18 protein-coding genes are annotated in these 20,928 nt (G+C 73.2%); 6 read left to right on the plus strand and 12 right to left on the minus strand.

Features of this window, described 5'->3' with window-relative positions; genetic code table 11:
* The first annotated feature begins 125 nt into the window (after window positions 1-125).
* Together GH723_RS10660 and GH723_RS10665 are read left to right on the plus strand one after the other, a co-directional pair.
* On the plus strand, window positions 126-824 hold the full coding sequence (locus GH723_RS10660; RefSeq protein ID WP_229022773.1) for a ubiquinone/menaquinone biosynthesis methyltransferase: 699 nt from the start codon (window positions 126-128) through the stop codon (window positions 822-824).
* A complete protein-coding gene (locus tag GH723_RS10665) occupies window positions 817-2,064 on the plus strand; it encodes an isochorismate synthase (protein WP_195210243.1) in 1,248 nt (415 codons plus the stop codon). Before GH723_RS10660 ends, GH723_RS10665 begins: the two co-directional genes overlap by 8 nt.
* On the opposite strand, the gene menD is transcribed toward GH723_RS10665, so the two are convergent.
* The gene (gene menD, locus GH723_RS10670; protein WP_153759629.1) at window positions 2,061-3,818 is read right to left on the minus strand and encodes a 2-succinyl-5-enolpyruvyl-6-hydroxy-3-cyclohexene-1-carboxylic-acid synthase; all 1,758 of its coding nucleotides are present in this window, start codon (window positions 3,816-3,818) and stop codon (window positions 2,061-2,063) included. The two genes, GH723_RS10665 and menD, sit on opposite strands and share 4 nt — an antisense overlap.
* A 26-nt stretch (window positions 3,819-3,844) precedes the next feature.
* Here menD and GH723_RS10675 point away from each other — a divergent pair, with 26 nt between their 5' ends.
* Window positions 3,845-4,603, plus strand: coding sequence for an alpha/beta fold hydrolase (locus tag GH723_RS10675; protein ID WP_153759630.1), 759 nt, complete (start codon window positions 3,845-3,847; stop codon window positions 4,601-4,603).
* A 554-nt stretch (window positions 4,604-5,157) separates the two neighbouring features.
* Here the strand turns inward: GH723_RS10675 and GH723_RS10680 are convergent.
* Window positions 5,158-6,030 (minus strand): 1,4-dihydroxy-2-naphthoate polyprenyltransferase, encoded by an 873-nt coding sequence (locus tag GH723_RS10680; RefSeq protein ID WP_229022774.1) that lies wholly within the window; start codon window positions 6,028-6,030, stop codon window positions 5,158-5,160.
* Between the two features lie 24 nt (window positions 6,031-6,054).
* Between GH723_RS10680 and GH723_RS10685 the strand changes: the two genes are divergently transcribed.
* On the plus strand, window positions 6,055-7,179 hold the full coding sequence (locus GH723_RS10685) for a class I adenylate-forming enzyme family protein (RefSeq protein ID WP_229022775.1): 1,125 nt from the start codon (window positions 6,055-6,057) through the stop codon (window positions 7,177-7,179).
* Window positions 7,180-7,186: 7 nt separating this feature from the next.
* Here GH723_RS10685 and GH723_RS10690 read toward each other — a convergent pair whose 3' ends face one another.
* The 3 genes from GH723_RS10690 to GH723_RS10700 are packed head-to-tail and all read right to left on the minus strand — an operon-like array spanning window position 7,187 to window position 9,405.
* Window positions 7,187-8,482, minus strand: coding sequence for a zinc ribbon domain-containing protein (locus GH723_RS10690; protein WP_153759632.1), 1,296 nt, complete (start codon window positions 8,480-8,482; stop codon window positions 7,187-7,189).
* Between the two features lie 4 nt (window positions 8,483-8,486).
* Complete coding sequence (locus GH723_RS10695; RefSeq protein ID WP_153759633.1) at window positions 8,487-8,642, minus strand: hypothetical protein; 156 nt, start codon at window positions 8,640-8,642, stop codon at window positions 8,487-8,489.
* A 13-nt stretch (window positions 8,643-8,655) separates the two neighbouring features.
* A complete protein-coding gene (locus GH723_RS10700; RefSeq protein WP_153759634.1) occupies window positions 8,656-9,405 on the minus strand; it encodes an SDR family oxidoreductase in 750 nt (249 codons plus the stop codon).
* Between the two features lie 37 nt (window positions 9,406-9,442).
* On the opposite strand from GH723_RS10700, the gene GH723_RS10705 reads away from it, so the two are divergent.
* Window positions 9,443-11,458 (plus strand): thioredoxin domain-containing protein, encoded by a 2,016-nt coding sequence (locus GH723_RS10705; protein WP_153759635.1) that lies wholly within the window; start codon window positions 9,443-9,445, stop codon window positions 11,456-11,458.
* A gap of 1 nt (window position 11,459) precedes the next feature.
* Here GH723_RS10705 and GH723_RS10710 read toward each other — a convergent pair whose 3' ends face one another.
* From GH723_RS10710 to GH723_RS10735, 6 genes are all read right to left on the minus strand, one after another.
* Window positions 11,460-12,059 carry a nitroreductase family protein gene (locus tag GH723_RS10710; RefSeq protein ID WP_153759636.1) on the minus strand — a complete coding sequence of 200 codons (600 nt, stop codon included), beginning with the start codon at window positions 12,057-12,059 and terminating at the stop codon, window positions 11,460-11,462.
* An 8-nt stretch (window positions 12,060-12,067) separates the two neighbouring features.
* Window positions 12,068-12,736, minus strand: coding sequence for a hypothetical protein (locus tag GH723_RS10715; protein WP_153759637.1), 669 nt, complete (start codon window positions 12,734-12,736; stop codon window positions 12,068-12,070).
* 79 nt (window positions 12,737-12,815) lie between these two features.
* Window positions 12,816-13,589: a GNAT family N-acetyltransferase gene (locus GH723_RS10720; protein ID WP_229022776.1), complete on the minus strand. Its 774-nt coding sequence runs from the start codon at window positions 13,587-13,589 to the stop codon at window positions 12,816-12,818.
* 4 nt (window positions 13,590-13,593) lie between these two features.
* A complete protein-coding gene (dnaE, locus tag GH723_RS10725) occupies window positions 13,594-17,130 on the minus strand; it encodes a DNA polymerase III subunit alpha (RefSeq protein ID WP_153759639.1) in 3,537 nt (1,178 codons plus the stop codon).
* A 63-nt stretch (window positions 17,131-17,193) separates the two neighbouring features.
* Window positions 17,194-17,703, minus strand: coding sequence for a bacterial proteasome activator family protein (locus tag GH723_RS10730; RefSeq protein WP_324248578.1), 510 nt, complete (start codon window positions 17,701-17,703; stop codon window positions 17,194-17,196).
* 23 nt (window positions 17,704-17,726) lie between these two features.
* A complete protein-coding gene (locus GH723_RS10735) occupies window positions 17,727-18,836 on the minus strand; it encodes an alkaline phosphatase family protein (RefSeq protein WP_153759641.1) in 1,110 nt (369 codons plus the stop codon).
* 73 nt (window positions 18,837-18,909) lie between these two features.
* Here GH723_RS10735 and GH723_RS10740 point away from each other — a divergent pair, with 73 nt between their 5' ends.
* Window positions 18,910-19,353, plus strand: coding sequence for an RrF2 family transcriptional regulator (locus GH723_RS10740; protein ID WP_153759642.1), 444 nt, complete (start codon window positions 18,910-18,912; stop codon window positions 19,351-19,353).
* Window positions 19,354-19,366: 13 nt separating this feature from the next.
* On the opposite strand, the gene GH723_RS10745 is transcribed toward GH723_RS10740, so the two are convergent.
* Window positions 19,367-20,686, minus strand: a complete 1,320-nt coding sequence (locus GH723_RS10745) for a DUF222 domain-containing protein (protein WP_153759643.1) — start codon at window positions 20,684-20,686, stop codon at window positions 19,367-19,369.
* Between the last annotated feature and the right edge of the window lie 242 nt (window positions 20,687-20,928).

The raw sequence follows: 20,928 nt of genomic DNA on the forward strand, positions 1-20,928 counted from the left end.
CGGCCGCACCGCGAGGTGCGCACCGCCCGGCACGAGGCCCCTACTCCAGGGGTGCCGGCGATCCCCCAGACCGCACGGCAGCGCCGGGACCCTAGCGGTCGGCCGGGGCCCGTACCATCGCGACCGTGACCGACCAGCCCAGCGCCCTCCCCCAGGGCGAGGAGAAGGTGGCGGCGGTGCGCTCGATGTTCGACGCCATCGCCCCCCGCTACGACCTCGTCAACCGGATCATGACCTTCGGACTGGACGTGCGCTGGCGCCGGCGCGCGCTGCGCGACCTGGCGCTCCCGAGCGGATCTCGGGTGCTGGACCTCGCCGCGGGCACCGGCGACTTCTGCCGCGAGCTCGAGGCGGCGGGCATGCGCCCGATCGGCGTCGACCTGTCGTTCGGGATGCTCGCCAACGCCCGCACCGGCGCGCCGCTGGTGCAGGCGGACATCCTCCGGCTCCCCGTGCCCGACGCCTCCGTCGACGGGGTCACCTGCGGGTTCGCGCTCCGCAACCTCGTCGACCTGCCGCCCTTCTTCGCCGAGCTGGCCCGGGTCGTGCGGCCCGGCGGCCGCATCGCGCTGCTCGACGTGGGCGAGCCGTCCCACCCCGTGGTGCGGTTCGGCCACGGCATCTACTTCGGCAAGGTCGTGCCCCTGATCGGCGGTGCGCTCTCCGATCCCGCTGCTTACCGCTACCTGCCGAAGTCGGTCGCCTACCTGCCGGAACCCGCCGAGCTGGTGGCCGGCCTCCGGCGGTCGGGCTTCGCCGATGCCGGCCGCACGCTGCTGTGGCCCGGCGCGGCGCAGCTGCTCGTCGGGTCGCGAGATGGCTGAGCGCCCCTACGTCGCCCGCACGCGGCGCCTCGACCGCGACGTCGACCTGGTGGCGTTCGCCGGAGGCGACGGCCACCTCTTCGAGCGGGAGGGCCTGGGGCTCGCCGGTCGAGGCGAGCTGCTGCGCATCGACGTGCCCCCGCTCGACCCGGCCGCCGCGGCCGCCGCCACATCGGACGCGTTCGACCGGTTCGAGGTCGACGACGAGGTGGGCTCGCCCGGGTGCGGGCCGGTGGCGTTCGGCGCGTTCCCGTTCGATCCCGCCGAGCCACGGACCCTCGTCGTGCCGCGTGTGGTCGTCGGCCGGGCCGAGGACGGCACCCGTTGGATCACCACCACGGCACGGCGCGACGAGCCCGCGCCCGACCCGTCGACCGTCGGGCTCGACCTCGTCCCGCCCGCCGAGTCCGAGGTCGACCCCGGCGCGATCGTCGTGCGCGCCGCCCGGCCGGCCGCCGACTGGTGCGCGGCTCTCGCCGACGGGCGCGACCGGCTGCGGGACGGGGAGCTGACGAAGTTCGTGTTCGCGCGGGAGGTCGTCGTCGAGACCGAGCGGCCGCTCCCCCGCTCGGCGATCCTCCGACGGCTCCGCGCCGGCTACCCCAGCTGCTACATCACCTCGGTCGGCGCGATGGTCGGCGCCTCCCCCGAGCTGCTCCTGTCCCGCCGGGGCGACGTCGTCCGCTCCCGTCCGATGGCGGGCACCGCCCCTCGCAGCCCCGACCCCGCCGTCGACGCCCGCCTCGCGGCCGGCCTGCTCGCGTCGAGCAAGGACCGCCACGAGCACCAGATCGTCATCGACATGATCCACGACGCGCTGCTCCCCTGGTGCTCGTACCTCGACGCCGAGCCCGAGCCGTCCGTGCTCGGCATGGCCAACGTGCAGCACCTCGCGACCTACCTCGAGGGACGGCTGTCGGCCCCCGCGGCGTCGGCCGTCGAGCTGGTCACCGCGCTCCACCCGACACCGGCCATCTGCGGCACCCCCACCGACCGGGCGCTCGAGGTCATCCGCGAGCTCGAGGGGCTCGAGCGCGGCGCCTACGCCGGTCCGGTCGGTTGGCTCGACGCCGAGGGCAACGGCGACTGGGCGGTCGGCATCCGCTCGGCGGAGCTCGTCGGCACCCGCGCCCGGGTCTTCGCCGGGGTCGGTGTGGTCGCCGACTCCGATCCCGAGGCCGAGCTCGCCGAGACGCGCAGCAAGCTGCAGGCGATGCTCTCGGCCCTCCTGCGCCCCTAGCCCGCCGCGTCCTGGCGCAGCGCGCTCGCCACCGCGGCGTTGAGCTCGTCGTGGACCGCGACGTTGGTGTCCCGCCGGGTGCGCACCACGACGACGTGGGCGCCGGTCCCCGTGAGGCCTGCGGACAGCGCCGGGGCGAGGTCGGCGTCCCGCTCGACGACCGTCACGGGCAGGTCGTGGAGGGCTGCGAGCGCGGCGATGTCGACGCCGTGGGGCGTGCCGAACAGCTGCTCGAAGCGGTCGGTCGGGAGCTGCCTCGCCTGGGGCAGGAACGAGAAGATCCCGCCCCCGTCGTTGTCGACGACGACGAGCAGCAGCGGGCCCCCGAGCGGGCGGCCCCCGAGCCCCAGGAGCCCGTTGGTGTCGTGGAGCAGGGCGACGTCGCCGATGAGGAGCGCCGTCGGGGCCGTGCCCGCGCCGAGGGCCGCGCCGACCGCCGTGGAGACCACGCCGTCGATGCCGTTCGCCCCCCGGTTGGCGAGGACGGCGAGCCCGGCCCGTGCCGGCGCGAACCACTCGACGTCGCGGATCGGCATGGACGAGGCCACGACGAGCTGCGACCCGTCGGGAAGGGCGCCGACCAGGGCCCGTGCCGTCCCCGGCTCCGTGGCCGGCTCGTGCCCGGCGAGGGTGGCGGTTACCGCAGCCTCGGCGGCGGCATCGGCCGCAGCCCAGGACTCCAGCCAGGCGTCGTCGACCTCGTGTCGCTCGGCGCGGACCCGCTCGGCGAGATCGGTGCACACCAGGGTCGGGTCGGCGACGATCGAGACCGCGGCGAGCCGGTCAGGGTCGAACCAGGCGCCGTCGCGGCCCACCACGACGAGGTCGGCGCCGCTCCCCGCGAGCCACTGGCCCTGCACCTTCGAGGCCGCCGGCTCGCCGACCTGCACCACCACCTCCGGTCGGTGCGCCTCGGCGAACGGCGCGTGACGGAGGAGCAGGTCGCCGTGCGCGACCGTCGTGCCGTCCGGCGTGCGACACCCCGAGCGGGGGTCGGCGAGCACCGGCCAGCCGAGCGCCCGGGCCAGGTCGTGGACCGCCGGGGCATCGGCACCCCGCCCTCCCCCCGTCGCGCCGGCCACGATGACGCCACGACGACCGACCAGGCGCCCGGCGATCTCGGCCAGCGCCGCCTCGCCCAGCGGGGTGTCGGGTCGGAGCGACCGGTGCCAGCTCGCCGCGCCGTCGCGTGCCGCGGGGAGCGGGCCCGGACGCCCGACCAGGGGATCGCGGAACGGCAGGTTGACCTGGACGGGACCGGCCGGGACACCGGTCGCCTCGGCGACGGCGCGGGCGGCGAGCGACCGCCACGCGGGGCGCGACGCCTCGTCGGGCACGCCAGGATCGACGAACCAGCGGACGGCGTGGCCGTAGAGGCGGTTCTGGTCGACGGTCTGCGGGGCGCCGACGTGGCGCAGCTCGGGAGGCCGGTCCGCGGTGACGCAGATCATGGGGACCCGGGCGTGGTGCGCCTCGACGACCGCAGGGTGGAGCTCGACCGCCGCCGTCCCGCTCGTGGTGATCACCGGGGCGGGGCGTCCGGACACCAGCGCGAGCCCGAGGGCGAGGAACCCGGCCGACCGCTCGTCGTGGTGGACGTGCACGCGGAGGCGATCGTCGGCGGCGACGGCCAGCGCGAGGGGCGTCGAGCGCGAGCCCGGCGCCACGACCACGTCGGTGATCCCGCACCGGTGCCACTCGTCGACGAGGGTGGCGCAGAACGTGGCCGCGGTGGTCTCGGGGACGTCGCTCATCGCCGGGCAGCCTATGGTCCGCCGACGTGACCGCCCTGCACGCCGACCGCCGCGGCACCGGCCCGCGCCTCGCCCTCGTCCACGGGTTCACCCAGACGCGCCGCTGCTGGGGACCGATCGCCGAGGACCTGGCAGCCGACCACGAGCTCGTGCTCCTCGACGCCCCCGGTCACGGGCGCTCGGCCGACGTCGCCCTCGACCTGGTCGACGGCGGCCGCGCCCTGGCCGACACCGCCGGACCGGCCACGTTCGTCGGGTACTCGATGGGCGGCCGCTTCGCCCTCCACGCCGCCCTCGAGCGGCCGGCGCAGGTCCGCGCCCTCGTCCTCGTCGGGGCGACGGCGGGCATCGAGAGCGCGGACGAGCGGGCGCAGCGTCGTGAGGACGACGAGGCGAGGGCACGCCGGATCGAGGAGATCGGCGTCGACCGGTTCCTCGACGAGTGGCTCGCGCTGCCCCTCTTCGCCGGGCTCTCCCCCGAGGCGGCGTGCCGCGAGGAACGGCGGGAGAACACCGCGGCGGGCCTGGCGTCGTCCCTACGCCTCGCCGGCACGGGGACCCAGCTGCCGAGCTGGCACCGCCTCGGCGAGCTCTCGATGCCGGTGCTGGTGGTCGCCGGCGCCGACGACGAGAAGTTCCTGACCCTCGGCACGCGCCTGGCCGAGGCCGTGGGTGGCGACGTCGAGATCGCCGCCATCGAGGGTGCGGGCCACACCGCGCACCTGGAGCAGCCGGGCCGGTTCCTCGCCGTCCTGCGCCCCTGGCTCGCCGCCCGCGGGCTCTGAGGACAGCGCCACGACGAGCAGCCCCACAGCGAGGGCCAGCGCCGCCACCAGGCCGGCGAGCCGCCAGCGGCGACGTCGCGCCGTTCGCTGGTGCACCTCGGCCACCGGCGGGACGACAACCCCGGCCTCGCTCCGCCGGGCTGCCGCGGCGAGGACCTCGAGCTCGTCGTCCGGATCGGGCGCGGCGACGGTCCGCTGCGCGACGAGCGCCCTGACCAGACGCGCCTCGCGCTCGCCCCGTCCGACGTCGCGCAGGAGCGACCAGAGGGCGAGGGCGGGATCCTCGAACGCATCGGCCTCCCTGCGCCAGCCGTTCACCGCGTCGTCCCGTCGGAGCCGCACCCGCCAGCGGGCTCGCCGCAGGGCGACGCGGACCACCCAGCGGTCGACCGCCGTGGTCTGCGACGCCCGCTCCCAGCGGTCCTGGGCGCGGCCGATCGCGTCCATCGCCGCAGTCCGTGCGGTGGCGGGCGACCCGGTCACCGCGACCAGGAGGATCACGAGACGGGGGAACCACGCCCGGTACCAGGCGAGGAAGCGCTCCTCGTCGTTCGTCAGCCGCTCAGCCACAGGCCGACCGCGAGCAGGGCGCCGTAGATCAGCTGGACCCGTCCGGTCGCGCCGAGCACCGGGATGAGCGCACCGCCGACCGCACCCTCGAGGACCCGCGTGACCGGCACGCGCGCGAAGGGGATGGCGGCCAGCGCCACGACCGCGCCGATGCGCCCGAACGCCGCGAGCGGGGGGACGACGAGGAACGGCACTGCGAGGAGCACGACGTAGAGCGCCCGCGTCCGTGGCGCACCGAGCCGCACCGCCAACGTCCGCTTGCCCGCCTCGGTGTCGCCCGGGATGTCGCGCAGGTTGTTGACCACGAGAAGCGCGGTGGCGAGCAGGCCGACCGGGACCGACGCCGCAGCGGACAGACCCGTGACGTCGCCGGTGTGGACGTAGGTGGACCCGACGGTCGCCACCACACCGAAGAAGACGAACACGAACAGCTCGCCCAACCCTGCGTACCCGTAGGGACGCGGGCCACCGGTGTAGAACCACGCCGAGGCGATGGCGGCGACCCCGACGAGCAGCAGCTCCCAGCCGACCGCCGCCGCGAGCGACAGACCCGCGGCCGCCGCCACGCCGAACGCGAGGAACGCCGCACGCTTCACCGCCGCGGGCGCCTTGATCCCCGACCCCACCAGACGGATCGGCCCGACACGGGCGCCGGCCGCGTCCGTGCCCCTCACGCCGTCGCTGTAGTCGTTGGCGTAGTTGACCCCGACCTGCAGCGCGAGCGACACGACGAGCGCGGCGACCGCGCGCCAGGCGACGATCGGCGCGACGCCGACTGCGGCCGCGGTGCCGACCGCCACGGGGACGACGGCCGCGGGGAGCGTGCGCGGGCGTGCACCCGCGAGCCAGTCCTTCACGAGGCGAGAGCCTACGCTCGGCCCGTGCACCACCTCGTCGCCCTCATCGGACCCGCGGGAACCGCGTGGGTCGACGAGCTGCGACGGGCCTGGGACATGGGCAACGCAGTGCTGCCCGTCGATCCCCGCCTGCCCCATGTGGCCCAGCAGCGGCTCCTCGACGCCATGGCCCCCTCCTACGCCGTCGTCGTCGACGGCCGCGGCCACGTCGAGTGGGACGAGCTGCACGGCGGTCGGCCGGTCGAACCGGGCGATGCCCTCGTGATGGCGACGAGCGGCACCACCGGGGAGCCGAAGGGCGTGGTGCTCACCCACGACGCCGTGGCGGCCTCGGCCCGGGCCACGTCGACGCGACTGGGCGTCGACCCGACCCACCACCGCTGGCTGGCCTGCCTCCCGCTGGCGCACGTGGGCGGTCTCTCCGTCGTCACCCGGGCCATCGCCACCGGCACGCCGTTCGAGGTGCACGACGGGTTCCACCCGTCGCTGGTGGCCGACGCGGCGCGCCGTGGTGCCACCCACGTGTCGCTGGTGGCGACGGCGCTCCAGCGCATCGATCCGTCGGCCTTCCGCTGCATCGTCCTCGGCGGCGCGGCGCCGCCGGCCGACCTGCCGGCGAACGTCGTCACCACCTACGGCATGACCGAGACCGGCAGCGGCGTGGTCTACGACGGCGTGCCCCTCGACGGGGTCGAGGTGCGGGCGGTCGGCGGCGAGCTGCAGATCCGCGGTCCGATGCTCCTGCGGGCCTACCGGGACGGGACGGACCCGAAGAGCCACGACGGCTGGCTGCCCACCGGCGACCTCGGCGAGGTCGATCCCACCTCGGGGCTGGTGCGGGTGTTCGGCCGCTCGGGGGACCTCATCATCACCGGCGGCGAGAACGTGTGGCCCGCCGCGGTCGAGCGGGTCCTGCACGCGCACGCCAAGGTCGCCGAGGTCGCCGTCGTGGGTCGACCCGATCCGGAGTGGGGCCATCGCGTGGTCGCCGTCGTCGTCCCTGCCGACCCGCACGACCCGCCGACGCTGGCCGAGCTGCGCGACCACGCCAAGGGCCAGCTGCCGGCGTTCGCCGCACCCCGAGAGGTCGACCTGGTCGATGCGCTCCCCCGGACGCCGCTCGGCAAGGTCGTCCGCCGCGACCTCTGACCGCGGCTCAGCCTCCGAACGGCAGGACGTCCAGCGGCACGAACGCCACCAACCACCCCATGTCGCCGCTGCGCAGCCTGCCCCGATCGAGGCCGACGACCGACGGCTCGCCGCCCGACCCGATCTCCGCGACCCTGAGCGCCGTGAGCTGGTCGATCCAGAACAGCGCCCGACCGTCCGCCGACCACTGCGTCGACTCCCGTCCCGGTCCGAGGAGCGGCAGGTCGACCCAACCGTCCGCACCGCCGACCCAGGTGAGCTCCTCCGGCACGGACGGGTCCCAGCCCGCCACCCAGGCCGACCTGCCGTCGGGCGATGCGCTGCCGCTCCAGAGCTCCGCCGCGACGGGCAACGGGTCGAGGACGGTCTCGTCGACCAGCTCGCCGTTCCGGATCCGCCCGAGGCTCACACGGCACTCGAACGTGTCGTCGCAGCTGTGACGGAGCACCACGTCCCCCGCCACGTCGAGCAACCGGCCGCTGGCGATGCGGCGAGGGCCGTCGCGCCCGGCGAGGAAGATCCCGTCGAAGGTGGAGAACACAGCACCTTCCGAGACCATGCCGATCGCCCCGCCGCTTCCCCAGGTGGCGGCGGCGGCCTCCAGGACCTCGAGCGTCCCGTCCGGCCGGACGGCGCCGAGGTCGGGCACCGGGCCCTCGCCCGCGAGGAGCACCGTTCCCGATGGGTCGATCCAGTCCACCCGGCGGTCGCCGAGCTCGACCTCCCGCCAGCCGTCGTCCGCCCACCACCAGATGCGCTGGGCGCCCGACGCGACCAGCACGTCGCCTGTCCACTGCAGGTGGCGGACCTCCACCTCCGGGTCCGGCGCACCGAGGACGACCTCCGTGCCCGTGCTCGGATCGACCGCGACGATCCCCTCCGGGGTGACGGCGACGACAGCGGTCCCGTGCCCGTCGACCGTCAGGCCGTCGGCGAGCAGCGGCGGCACCTCACCCGGCACGGTGGTCGTCGTGGCCCGTGGACGGGTGGTGGTCGTCCGCTGTCGCGTGGTCGAGGTCGTCGACGACGAGGTGGGTGCGGCATCGTCCTCGGCCCCGTCGTCGCCGCCGGCGAAGAGCGACAGCCCCACCACCACGGCCAACACCCCGAGCACCACGCCGGCGACGGTGCGCGCCGAGCGGCTGCTGCCCTCCGACGGCTCCCCCGACGACGCATCGCCAGGGCCCTCGCCGACGAGCGGGATGACGGGGACGCTGCCGACCGACGCGCCGCAGCGCGGGCAGAACGACGCGCCGGCGGGGAGCTCCGCCCCGCACGATGCGCACCTGCCCGCCCCGGCCATCGCCCTACGCCAGCATCACGAGGAGGGCGCTGGCGAAGCTGCCGACCACCAGGCCGACGACGGCGAGCACCGCCACCCACCACACCACCGGGCTGCGCTCGCGCAGGGTCGGCAGGTCGTCGGGCTCGGAGGTGCCCTTGGGGGTGACGCGCTTGCTCATCGCCCCGATGATGTCAGCCCCGACCGGCGACCATGGCACCACCGTCGACCACGAGGGTGTGACCGGTGATCCACGAGGCCATGTCGGAGGCGAGGAAGAGAGCGGCGTGGGCGATGTCCTCCGGCTCGCCGATCCGCCCGAGCGGGGTGCCCTGCCCGAGCTGGGCCTCGTTGGGCTCCCAGAGCGCACGCGCCATGTCGGTCTTCACCAGGCCGGGGGCGATGGCGTTGACGCGGGTGGGTGCCAGCTCGACGGCGAGCACCTTCGTCAGGTGGATGAGGGCGGCCTTGGTGTTGTTGTAGATGCCGATCGACGAGCCGACGCTCAGCCCGCCGATCGAGGCGATGTTGATGATCGTCGACCCCGGCCGGTCCTTCAGCGAGCGGTGCCATGCGTGGTGCGACCACAGCAGCGGGCCCCGCAGGTTGACCTCGAAGGTCTTCTGCCAGCGGGGCACGTCGATGTCGATCGAGCGCCCCATGTAGGGGTTGGTGGCCGCGTTGTTGACCAGGACGTCGATGCCGCCGAAGCGCTCGATCGTGGCGTCGACGGCGGCCTCGGCGGCGTCCGGGTCGCCGGCGTTGGCCTCGAACACGTCGACGTCGCCGTCGACGGTCGCCGCGGCGTCGTCGAGCGCGTCTCGCTTCCGCGACGAGAGCATCACCTTCGCCCCGTGCGCCGCGTAGGCCTGCGCGATGGCGAGACCGATCCCCTTCGACGCGCCGGTGACCAGCGCGACCTTCCCCCCGAGCGAGATGTCCATCGGTCGGACAGTACCGCCCCCTCGGTACGGTGACCGGATGAGCGGCCGGAACCGACTCGCCGACGAGACCAGCCCGTACCTGCGCCAGCACGCCGACAACCCGGTGCACTGGTTCCCCTGGGGCGAGGAGGCGTTCGCCGAGGCCCGGGAGCGAGATGTGCCGATCCTGCTGTCGGTCGGCTACTCGGCCTGCCACTGGTGCCACGTGATGGCTCACGAGTCGTTCGAGGACGACGCGACCGCGGCCGTGATGAACGACGGGTTCGTCAACGTCAAGGTCGACCGGGAGGAGCGGCCCGACGTCGACGCGATCTACATGGAGGCCGTGCAGGCGATGACCGGCACCGGCGGCTGGCCGATGACGGTCTTCGTCGATCACGACGGCCGGCCGTTCTACGGCGGCACCTACTTCCCGCCCGTGCGCCGGCAGGGCATGCCGAGCTTCACCGATCTGCTCGAGGCGGTCAGCACCGCGTGGCGGGACCGTCGAGCCGACCTGGCCGAGCAGGCGGAGGGGCTCACCGACGCCATCCGCCGGACCGGGGCGCGCCTCGCCGCCACCGAGGCGCTGCCAGGACGTGGTGCGCTGCACGACGTGGTCCCACGCCTCGTGGAGGCGTTCGATGCCGAGTGGGGCGGGTTCGGCTCGGCGCCGAAGTTCCCCCCGTCGATGACGCTCGAGCTGCTGCTGCGCATCCACCTCGACACCGGCGACCAGCAGGCCCTGTCGATGGTCGAGCGCACGCTCGACGCCATGGCCGCCGGCGGGATGTACGACCACCTCGGGGGCGGTTTCGCCCGCTACTCCACCGACCGCCGCTGGCTCGTCCCCCACTTCGAGAAGATGCTCTACGACCAGGCGCTGCTGGCAGGGGCCTACCTGCACGGCTGGCAGGTGGGCGGGGACGACGGCCACCGCCTCGTCGTCGAGGAGACGATCGACTACGTGCTCACCGTCCTGCGCCACCCCGAGGGGGGCTTCTTCTCGGCCGAGGACGCGGACTCCGAGGGCGTCGAGGGCCGGTTCTACGTCTGGTCCGCCGCCGAGGTCGACGAGGTCTGCGGCGACGACGCGGCAGCGGCGCGCGCCTGGTGGGGCGTCACCGACGCCGGCAACTGGGAGGGCACCAACGTCCTCCACCGACCGACGTTCGGGGCCCTGCTGCGCCCGCCGGAGGTCGAGCGAGCCCGCCGCGCGCTGTGGGAGCGGCGCGAGTCACGCGTGCGGCCGGGCCTCGACGACAAGGTCCTCACCGAGTGGAACGCCCTCATGCTCTCGACGCTCGCCGAGGCCGCCGCCGTCCTCCAGCGCGACGACTGGCGCGACGCGGCGGTCGCCAACGGCGAGTTCCTCCTCACCCACCTCCGCCGGGACGACGGCCGGTGGATGCGCTCGTGGCAGGCGGGTGACGCCACGCGGCCGGCCGCCGCCCGGCACCTCGCCTACGCCGCCGACCACGCCGCACTGGTCGACGCCTTCGTCCGCCTGGCCGAGCTCACCGGCGAACGGCGCTGGCTCGTCGCCGCCACCGAGGCCGCCGACGCCCTGCTCGACCTGTTCTGCGACGACGAGCACGGAGGCGTGTTCACGACGGGCACCGACGCCGAGGCGCTGGTGATCCGGCCGAAGGATCTCATGGACGGCGCGACGCCGTCGGCCCAGAGCCTCGCGGCGATGGCGCTCCTGCGGCTCGGGGCGCTCACGGGCGAGCGCCGCCACCTCGACGCCGCGGACGCCATCCTCCGGTTGCTCTCCCGGGTGGCGCTCGACCACCCGTCGTCGTTCGGGCACCTGCTCTGCGCGCTCCACCTCGCCACCGCCGGCACCATCGAGGTGGTCGTCACCGGCCATCGACCCGATCTGGTCGGCGTCGTGAGGGAGCGCTTCCGTCCCCGCGCCGTGCTGGCGTGGGGCGAACGGGACGATGCATCGCCGCTGTGGACCGGCCGCGAGGACGGCCTGGCCTACGTGTGCCGGAACTTCGCCTGCCGCCGGCCGGTCGACGACCCCATCGAGCTCGTGGCCGAGCTGGACACCGCGGGCGCCACCTAGGTCACCAGCCCCCGCGGTGCACGACCTGGTCGGCGGGACGGCGAGGCCGCGCCGCCGATCGGCCCGGCTCGTCGGGGGCGGGGTGGCCGATGGCGACCGCCCCGATCGGACGGATGCCCTCGGGCACCCCGAGCGAGCGGAGCAGCCGCTCCTCCTCGCGGAAGATCCCGAAGAACAGGGCACCCAGACCGGCGTCGACCACCGCGTGGAGCAGGGTCATGGTGGCGAACGCGGTGTCGACCACCCAGTACGGGACGGGCCAGGCGTCCTCAGACGCGCCGAGGCCGGTGCGGGCCTTGTCGTCCTCGGCGTAGCGGGCCACGTAGGCGCCGGCGTCGGCCATCGGCAGCACGATGACCGGAGCGCGGAGCAGGCCCGGCCAGCGGAAGCCGTCACGCCGCTCCGGCGGGAGGGTGACGTCCCAGAAGCGGGACGTCTGCTCCGGACCCTCGAGCACGAGGAAGTGCCACCCCTGGCTGTTGCCGGCCGACGGGGCGCGCCGCGCGAGGTCGAGCAGGGCGTCGACGACCTCCGGTGCGACCGGCTCGTCGGTGAAGTTGCGCACCATCCGCCGGCGACGGACGGCGTCGCCGAGCTCCACGGTGCGGCTCAGGCCAGCTTGGCCAGGTCCTCGGCCATCGCCCAACCGAAGGCGATGAGCGAGTCGCCACGCTCGGTGTCGAGTGGCTCGAACAGGGCGGCCACGTCCGGATCGATCTTCTCCGGCTTCAGGCTGGCGTGGTCGAGGACGCACGCCACCGCGCCGTCGCCCTTGGCGATGAAGGTGTGGTCGTCGTAGTTGCCGTTCTCGATGCCGAAGCGCTTGGCCAGCCGCCGCCCCCACGCCCGCTCCTCGCCCGAGGCCTTGTGGCCGGGGCGGGGCACGATGTCGTCGAGCTGCTTGTAGGCCTCGAAGGCCGACGCGTCGGCGAAGCGGGCGCCGACGAGGACGTCCTCGTCGGGGAAGGCGAGCACCGCCCGACGCAGCTGGTCGGTGACGATGCCCTTCAGGATGGTGTCGCGCTTGCTCGTGCGCTTGATCGACGCCACACCGACGAGCACGCACGGCGTCCCCCCGATGCGCTCGAGCGTGCTGAACGAGAAGCCCTTGAGCTTGCCGTTGTCCCGGGCGAGGGTGATGAGCACCCATGCCTCGGCCTGCTTGGAGAGGATGCCGACGCCGAGGTCCGACGACGACTCGGCGCAGATGTCGGCCATCTCCGCGAAGTCGGCATCGCTCAGGGCGGTGCAGTCCTTGGTCTCGATCTCGATCGCCATAGCCCTGCAGTGACCCCCAAGAACAGTAGACGGCGGCCCGTACAGTCCAGTGTGTCCGGGCGCAGGATGCAACTCGGTCTCAGCGCGGCGTCGGCCCGAGCCACACCTCGCAGGTGCCCACGGGCCGGAAGCCGCAACGGCGGTAGACCCCTTCGCCGTCTGCGGTGGCCTGGAGCCACACCCCGTGGGCGCCACGCCGCACCGCGCTCTCGAGCGCGCCGAGGGTGAGCGCCGTGCCAGCGCCCTGACGGCGGTGCCGCCGCATGACGCCGGCGCCGACGATGCCGGCGATCGGTCCGTCCACGTGCACCGTCACCGAGCCGACGACCCGGGATCGGTGCCCGAGCGCCACGAGCACCTCGACGCCGGGATCGTCGAAGGCGTCGGGCGGCACCATCTGCTCGGCGAGCCGCCGGCTGACGCCGAACGCCTCGCACTGGGCGACGACCACGGCGCGCCGATCGGCCGGCGCCGCCCTGCGCACCTCGGTCGACGGCGCCTCGGTGGTGACGGGGTCGCCCTCCCGCAGGACCATCGCCGGCCGTCGCACCGCCACCCGGTACCCGCGGCCCCGCAGGGCGTCCTCGAGCTCCGGGTGCGCACCGGCGACCACGTCCACGGCGGGCTGCCAGCGGCGGCGGCCGAACAGCACCTCGGCCGCCGCGAGGGCCGCGTCGGGATCGTCGAGAGCGCCCTCGATCACGGCCACCTGCTGGGTCTGATCGGGCACGCCGCTGAGCGCCACGAAGAGGCCGCCGACGCGGTGGGCGTCCCCACCGGTCCACCGGACCTGTCGGGACCAGCTGGCGACGAGTCCCCCCTCGACGACCGCGAGGTCCTCGGGTGACGGCACCGCCTCAGAGGAGGATGGCATCGGGCCCGATCAGGACCCGCAGCTCCCCCACCAGACCGTTCTCGGTCGACACGGCGAACTGGTCCGGCAGCTTGACGACCGTCGTCTCCCCCATGTGGAGGAACACCTCGGCGTCACCTGGGTGCTCGAGCAGGAGGTTCTTGAGCTTGGCCGACAGGGACTCCGACAGCACCGCCGGGTTGACGCGGATCCGCAGGGGCGGCGCCGAACCGGTCGTCACCCCGTCGAACGGCTCGATCTCGACGGCCATGAGCTTGGGCAGGTCGTCGCGCTTGTCGACCCGGCCCTTGATGCAAACGATGCGGTCGTCCTCGAGCAGGTGCCCGTACTGCTGCATCGTCTTCGGGAAGACCATGACCTCGGTCGAGCCCTGCAGGTCCTCCAGCGTGAGGACGGCCATCAGGTCGCCCTTCTTCGTCCACTTGCGCTGCAGGCCCGTGATGACGCCGCCGCAGGTGCGCACCGCGCCCTCGTCGATGTCGAGGAGGTCGGCGATCGCGCAGTCGGTCTTGCGCCGCAGAGCGTGCTCGGCGCCCATGAGCGGGTGGTCCGAGACGTAGAGGCCGAGCATCTCCTTCTCGAACGCGAGCCGCGCCATCTTGTCGAACTCGTGGTCGGGGATCCGCGCCCGCTCGTCGAACACCGGCCCGTCCTCGACCTCCCCGAAGAGCGTCATCACGCCCATGTCGCGCTCGCGGCGACGGGCCACCGTGGTGTCGACGATCTGCTCGAACGCCGCCAGGAGCCCCTGGCGGGGGTGGCCGACCGAGTCGAAGGCGCCGGCCTTGATGAGCGACTCGATCGTGCGCTTGTTGAGGACCGAGAGGTCGACGCGCTCGCAGAAGTCGTAGAAGTCGGCGTAGGGGCCGTTGGCCTCGCGCTCGGCGACGATGTGGCCGACGAGGCCCTCGCCCACGTTGCGGACCGCGGACAGCCCGAACGGGATCGACCCCAGCTTGCCCCCGTCGGGATCGGGGATCGCGGTGAAGTTCGACTCCGACACGTTGATGTCGGGCACGAGCACCGTGACGCCCATCTGGCGGCACTCGGCCAGGTAGACCGCCGCCTTCTCCAGGTTGTTCTTCACCGAGGTGAGCAGCGCCGCGAAGTACTCGACCGGGTAGTTCGCCTTCAGGTAGGCCGTCTGGTAGGCGATGAAGCCGTAGCCGTAGGAGTGGCTCTTGTTGAAGGCGTAGTCGGCGAAGGGCTCGATGATGTCGAACCACTTCTTGCCGAGGTCCCGGCCGTAGCCGGTGGTCTCGCACCCTTCCTCGAACTTCTCGCGCTCCTTGGCGATGAGCTCGCGGATCTTCTTGCCGCACGCCTTGCGCAGGTTGTCGGCCTCTGCCAGCGAGTAGCCCGCGAACTTCTGGGCGATCCGCATGACCGACTCCTGGTAGATCATCAGCCCCTGGGTGGAGGCGAGGATCTCCTCGGCGTCGGGGTGCAGGTACTCGATCGGCTTCCGGCCGTTCTTGCGGTCGGCGTAGTCGTTGTGCATGTTCGCCGCCATCGGACCCGGCCGGTACAGGGCCACGAGGGCGGCGACGTCCTCGAACGTGGTGGGTGCGAGCGAGCGCATCAGGGCCCGCATCGGTCCGCCCTCGAGCTGGAACACGCCGATCGAGTCCCCTCGGCGCAGCAGCTCGTAGGTGGGCTCGTCGTCGAGCGGCACCGAGTCGATGTCGAGGTCGACGCCCCGCGTGGTGCGGATGAGCTCGACGGCGTCGGAGATCACGTCGAGGTTCCGGAGGCCGAGGAAGTCCATCTTGAGCAGCCCGAGGTCCTCGACCCCGTGCATCTCGTACTGGGTGACGACCGGCGCGTCCTCCGGGGCCTGGCCGGACTCCGGCTTGCGCTGGATCGGCAGGTACTCGGTGAGGGGCTCCTTGGTGATCACCACCGCGGCGGCGTGGATGCCGTCCTGGCGCCGCAGGCCCTCGAGGCCCTTCGCGACCTCGATCACCTTCTGCATGTCCGGGTCGGTGGTGTACATCTCGCGCAGCTCGGCGGCCATCTTGTAGCCGTCCTCGAACTTCGGGTGCGGCTCGAGGCAGGCGTACAGCGGCGTGTCACGGCCCATGATGAGCGGCGGCATGGCCTTGGCCACCTTGTCGCCCACGGCGTAGGGGTACCCGAGCACCCGCGCCGCGTCGCGCACCGCGGCCCGGGCCTTGATCGTGGAGAAGGTGACGATCTGCGCGACGTGGTCGCGGCCGTACATCTGCGCCGCGTAGCGGATCATCTCGTCCCGGTAGCGGGAGTCGAAGTCCATGTCGATGTCGGGCATCGAGATGCGGGACGGGTTGAGGAACCGCTCGAACAGCAGGTCGTACTTGATCGGGTCGAGGTCGGTGATCCAGAGGCAGTAGGCGACGGCGCAGCCCGCGGCCGACCCACGACCGGGACCGACCCGGATGCCGGAGTCGCGGGCGTGGCGGATGAGGTCCCACGTGATGAGGAAGTACGACGAGAACCCCATGTCCCGGATGACCTGGAGCTCGTAGGCGAGGCGCTCGACCACCTTGTCGTCGAGCTGGTCGCCCCACCGCTTCTTGGCTCCCTCGAAGGTGAGGTGCTGGAGGTACTCGTCGTCGCTCTCGAAGCCTGCCGGTAGCGGGAAGTTCGGCAGCTGCGGCTTGCCGAACTCGATCTCGACGTTGCACCGTTCGGCGATCCACAGCGTGTTGTCGCACGACTCGGGGATCTCCGAGAACAGGTGGCGCATCTCGGCCGCCGACTTCAGGTAGTGCTGGTCGCCGTGGAACTTGAAGCGGTCCGGATCGCTCATCAGGGAGCCGGTCTGGACGCACAGCAGGGCGTCGTGGGCCACGGCGTCGTGCTGGTGGGTGTAGTGGCTGTCGTTGGTGGCGAGCAGCGGCGCCCCGATCCGGCGAGCGATCTCGACGAGCTGGGGGTTGGTGCGGTGCTGCTCGGGGATGCCGTGGTCCTGGATCTCGACGAACAGGTTGTCCTTGCCGAAGATGTCCTGGAGCCGGCCCGCCTTCTTGTAGGCACCTTCGGTGTCGCCCCGCATCAGCGACTGCAGGACGTGGCCGCCGAGGCAGCCGGTGGTGGCGATGACGCCCTCGCTGTGCTCCTCGAGCAGCTCCCAGTCGACGCGGGGCTTGTAGTAGTAGCCCTCGAGGAAGGCCCGGGACGCCAGTTGGATGAGGTTCTTGTAGCCCGCACCGTTCTCGGCGAGGAGGGTCAGGTGGTAGTAGAGCTTCTTGCCGCCGTCGACCTCACCGCCCGAGTCGTCGACGCGGCCGCGCCGCGACGGACGCTCGAACCGGTCGTCGTGGGCCATGTAGGCCTCGGTGCCGATGATCGGGGTGATCCCGTGGTCCCGGCACGCCCGGTAGAAGTCGAGCGTGCCGTACATGTTGCCGTGGTCGGTCATGCCGAGGGCCGGCTGCCCGTCGGCCGCGGCCGCCGCCACGACGTCCCCCACCCGCGCCGCCCCGTCGAGCATCGAGAACTCGGTGTGGACGTGAAGGTGGGTGAACGAGTCGGTCACCGCCGCGTCCCCTCCTGCGAATGACAGCGTTGTGATCCTGGAGGGCGACTGTACCCCACCGGGCTAGAGGTAGGTCCCCGGACGATCGGTGTGCCCGGCCTCGGCAGCGGGGCCACCCTGCGGCGGCATGAGCTGGCTCTGGCGCATCTGCTCGATCTGCTGGCGCGCCGCCATCTGCTGGGCGAAGAGCGTGGCCTGGATGCCGTGGAACAGACCCTCGAGCCAGCCGACGAGCTGGGCCTTCGCGATCCGCAGCTCGGCCCCGGACGGGACGTCCTCGTCGCCGAACGGCATGGCCAGCCGGTCGAGCTCCTCCTGGAGGTCGGGCGAGAGCGCGGAGCCGAGCTCGTTGACCGACAGGTCGTAGATGTCCCGGAGGCGATCCCGGCTGGCCTCGTCGAGGTCGGTGCTGCGGACCTCGTCGAGCAGCTGCTTCATCATCGAGCCGATCCGCATCACCTTCGCCGGCTCGTCGACCGCCTCGCGGTGCTCCTCCGGCTCGGCCTCGACGGGCTGGACCAGCTCGCCGCGCTCGACCGTGGACTCGTCGGGGGTGGGGTTCGCGTCGGACACGAGCGCCACCCTAACGGCGCGGGTCAGCCCCCGGCACCGAGCAGCGGGACGAGCATCTCCGCGCTCGTGACCGACCCGTGCCGACCCACCAGCTCGTAGGGTCCGCTGTCGGCCGGATCGAGGAACGCCAGGTTCCCCCAGGGCGCGACGAGGATGTCGCCCATCCGTGCCCGGGCCATGTCGGTGACCTTCGGTCCGTACCAGCCCTCGCTGATCGCCTCGTCGCGCGTGCGGATCCAGGCCTGGTGGCCGTGGTGGGTCGTGAGGGCCTCGAGCAGCGCGGGCGTGCGCCCGGGTCGGGCGTGGAACCAGCGGAACCGGCCCTCGCCCGACTGCATCGAGGTCTCGGCGAGCACCGCCGGGTGCGGCGTGGTGACGTCGCCCCCGGTCTCGACGTGGCCGTGGTCGGCGGTGATGAGCAGCGCCGCCCCCGGAGGGAGCAGGTCGATGATGTCGCTGACCAGTCGGTCCACGGCCACGAGCTCGGCGTCGTAGTACTCACCGAAGCCGTACTCGTGGGCGACCTTGTCGATCCCGTCGTAGTAGGCGTAGACGAACGGCTCGTTGGCGTCGAGGACGTGCTGCAGCTCGATGAGCATCGTCGAGGTCATGCGGTAGCCGTGGAACCGCACCTGGTGGAGGTGCGCCCCGGAGAAGCCCGAGGTGGCGAACTCGGCCTTGGTGACGATGGGTGGCCGCTGCCCGGCGAAGGGGACGACGTCCTGCACCCGCTCCGGCGGGAAGCGGTCGCGGGCGTCGCCGGTGGAGGTCGACCACCTCAGGACGTTCAGGACCTCCCCCTCGAGGGCCATCCGGTAGCCGACGACGCCGTGCTCGCCGGGCGCGAGGCCGGTGGTGATGGAGGTCAGCGCGGTGGCCGTCGTCGAGGGGACGACGCTGCTCGCCGGACCGCCGACGAGCGAGCACAACGTGGGCGCGAGGTCGCGCCGAGCCTGCAGCTGCTCCCAGCCGAGGCCGTCGAGCACGAGGAGGACCACCTGGTCCGCGTCGGCCACCGGGGCCGGCAGCCACGAGGGGACGTCGGTCCACTCGAGGAGGGCGGGCACGATGTTCGAGAGGCACGCGCCCGAGTAGTCGGGCAGGTGCGGCCGCTGCGGGGAGTTGTCGCCCATCGCCTTCACTCCATCACCTCCGAGGGGTCGTCGCCAACCACCCTCCCCTCCCGTCGGCCGTACAGTGGTCGCCGTGAAGGTCTCGACCCGTGGCGACTACGCGTGCCGCGCCCTCCTGTCGCTCGCTCTCCACGACGAGACCGAGGGGCCGACGTCGGTGCGCGACATCGCCGAGCGGACGGGCCTCCCCCAGCCGTACCTGGAGCAGATCCTGCTCGCGCTCAAGGGGGCGGGACTGGTGCGCTCGAAGCGCGGCGTCGGCGGCGGGTACGTGCTGGCCCGCGAGCCGGGCAGCATCTCCCTGGCCGACATCGTGAGCGCGGTCGACGGCCCGATCGTCGCCGGTGACTTCGGCGAGCCCCACCAGGACGGTGCGTGCGACCACGAGGGGCAGTGCGTGCTGCTCGCGGTGTGGGCCGAGGCCGGCGAGCACATGCGCCGCCACCTCGAGGCGCGCTCGCTGGCCGACGTGGCGTCGATGGCCCGCGGCGAGCGGGAGTGGCCGATCACCGGTTGACCGGTGCCCGCGGTCATGCGGGTGGTGTGGTGGGTGTGCCGTCGGGGCGGTGGATGGTCCAGGTGCCGTCGGGTGCGCGGGTGGGGTGCCAGCCGTGGTTCTTGAGCCGGTTGTGGGTGTCGCAGAGCACGGCGGCGTTGGCTTGGTCGGTGGGTCCGCCGCGGCTCGCGTCGAGGGTGTGGTCGATCTGCAGGCCGTGTCGGCGGTGGCAGCCGTTCCAGATGCAGCGCAGTCCGTCGGGGTGGGCGAGGGTGTTGGTGAGCTCGGCCGCCTCGCGGGCCGAGCCGGTGAAGAACCGGCGGCGGCGTCCGAGGTCGATCACGTTGGAGTCCGCGTCGATGATCACGCGGCGGACCTGGCCGGCCAGGGCGGCGGCGACCACATCGGACGGGGCGAGGGGCACCCCCGACAGGGTGCGGCAGATGCGCTGCCCGGTCGGGTCGGCAACCGTGTGGGTGCCGGTGAGGGCGGTCTCGAGGGTGTGGAGGTCGACGACGATGTTGACGAGCGGCACGGCCCGGCCGACGGTGGAGGCCGCCCGGGCGAAGATCGCGGCGAGGGCGTCGGCGCCGCGCTGTGCGGCGGTGCGGGGCAGGTCGGCGTCGGTGGCGGCGTCGCCGAGCCGGGCTCGGGCGTCGGCCCAGTCGGCGAGGAGCTCGGCGCGGGCGAACCACTCGAAGGTCTCCGCGATGGCGGCGCCCTGGAGGTTGCCGAACCCGCCGGTGAGGGTGAACCCGCCGTCGTAGTTCTCGACCACCGATCCGTTCCGTCGTGCGTGGGAGGTCTCGGCGTCGTGTTCGGTGCCGTCGACATCGACGAGACGTTCCCACTCCCGCAACCACCGACAGAACCCGTCGTGGGAGTGGTCCCGTGCCATCTCCACGATCACGTCCTCGATCACCGGCAACAGGTCCACGACTCGAGGGTTGCGCGCCACCCGCCCCACGGCCCGCACATGGCCGGTCGGGACCTCCCCCGCCTGATGCGCCGCGGCCAGCGCCGGCAGGTCCCGCAGCACACGGGCGCAGTGCACCCGCGCCCGCGCCTCGCCGTGCGGCAACCGGCCCAGGTGCCGGACCGCCACCGCAGCGGAGGCCAACCCGTCCACTGCGTACGCCTGCGAGCGGTCCAGATGCCCCGCCAGGCGGTCGGTCACGGCGTCGAGGCGGCGACGCAGGACCTCCACGTCGCGCACCAGACCCATCTCCGACCGCGCATCCAACGCATCCAGATCCACCGCCCCGAGCAGATCCACCGCCCGCGCCAACGCCGACAGCGCCACACCCGGACCCACCGGACCCACATCCGCTTCCCCGACATCGAGCAGCACCACCGGCGCCACCTCCCACTCGCCATCGCCGCACACAAGCCGGCACCGAAGCCGACGAACACGGCAGTCCGGACCCGGGGAAGAACGACCCGACCACCTGCACACCACCCTACGCAGGGGGTGTGACACTCATGATGGGGAGGCCCTCGGGCTGGGGTGGGCCTGACCCTTGGTGTGACTGGCTGTGTGCCTTGTCGCTGATCTGTCGGCCCGGTCCTCGCCTGGGGGCGCGCAAGGAGCCTTGC

The organism is Actinomarinicola tropica, assembly GCF_009650215.1.
Classification (GTDB): Bacteria; Actinomycetota; Acidimicrobiia; order Acidimicrobiales; family SKKL01; genus Actinomarinicola; species Actinomarinicola tropica.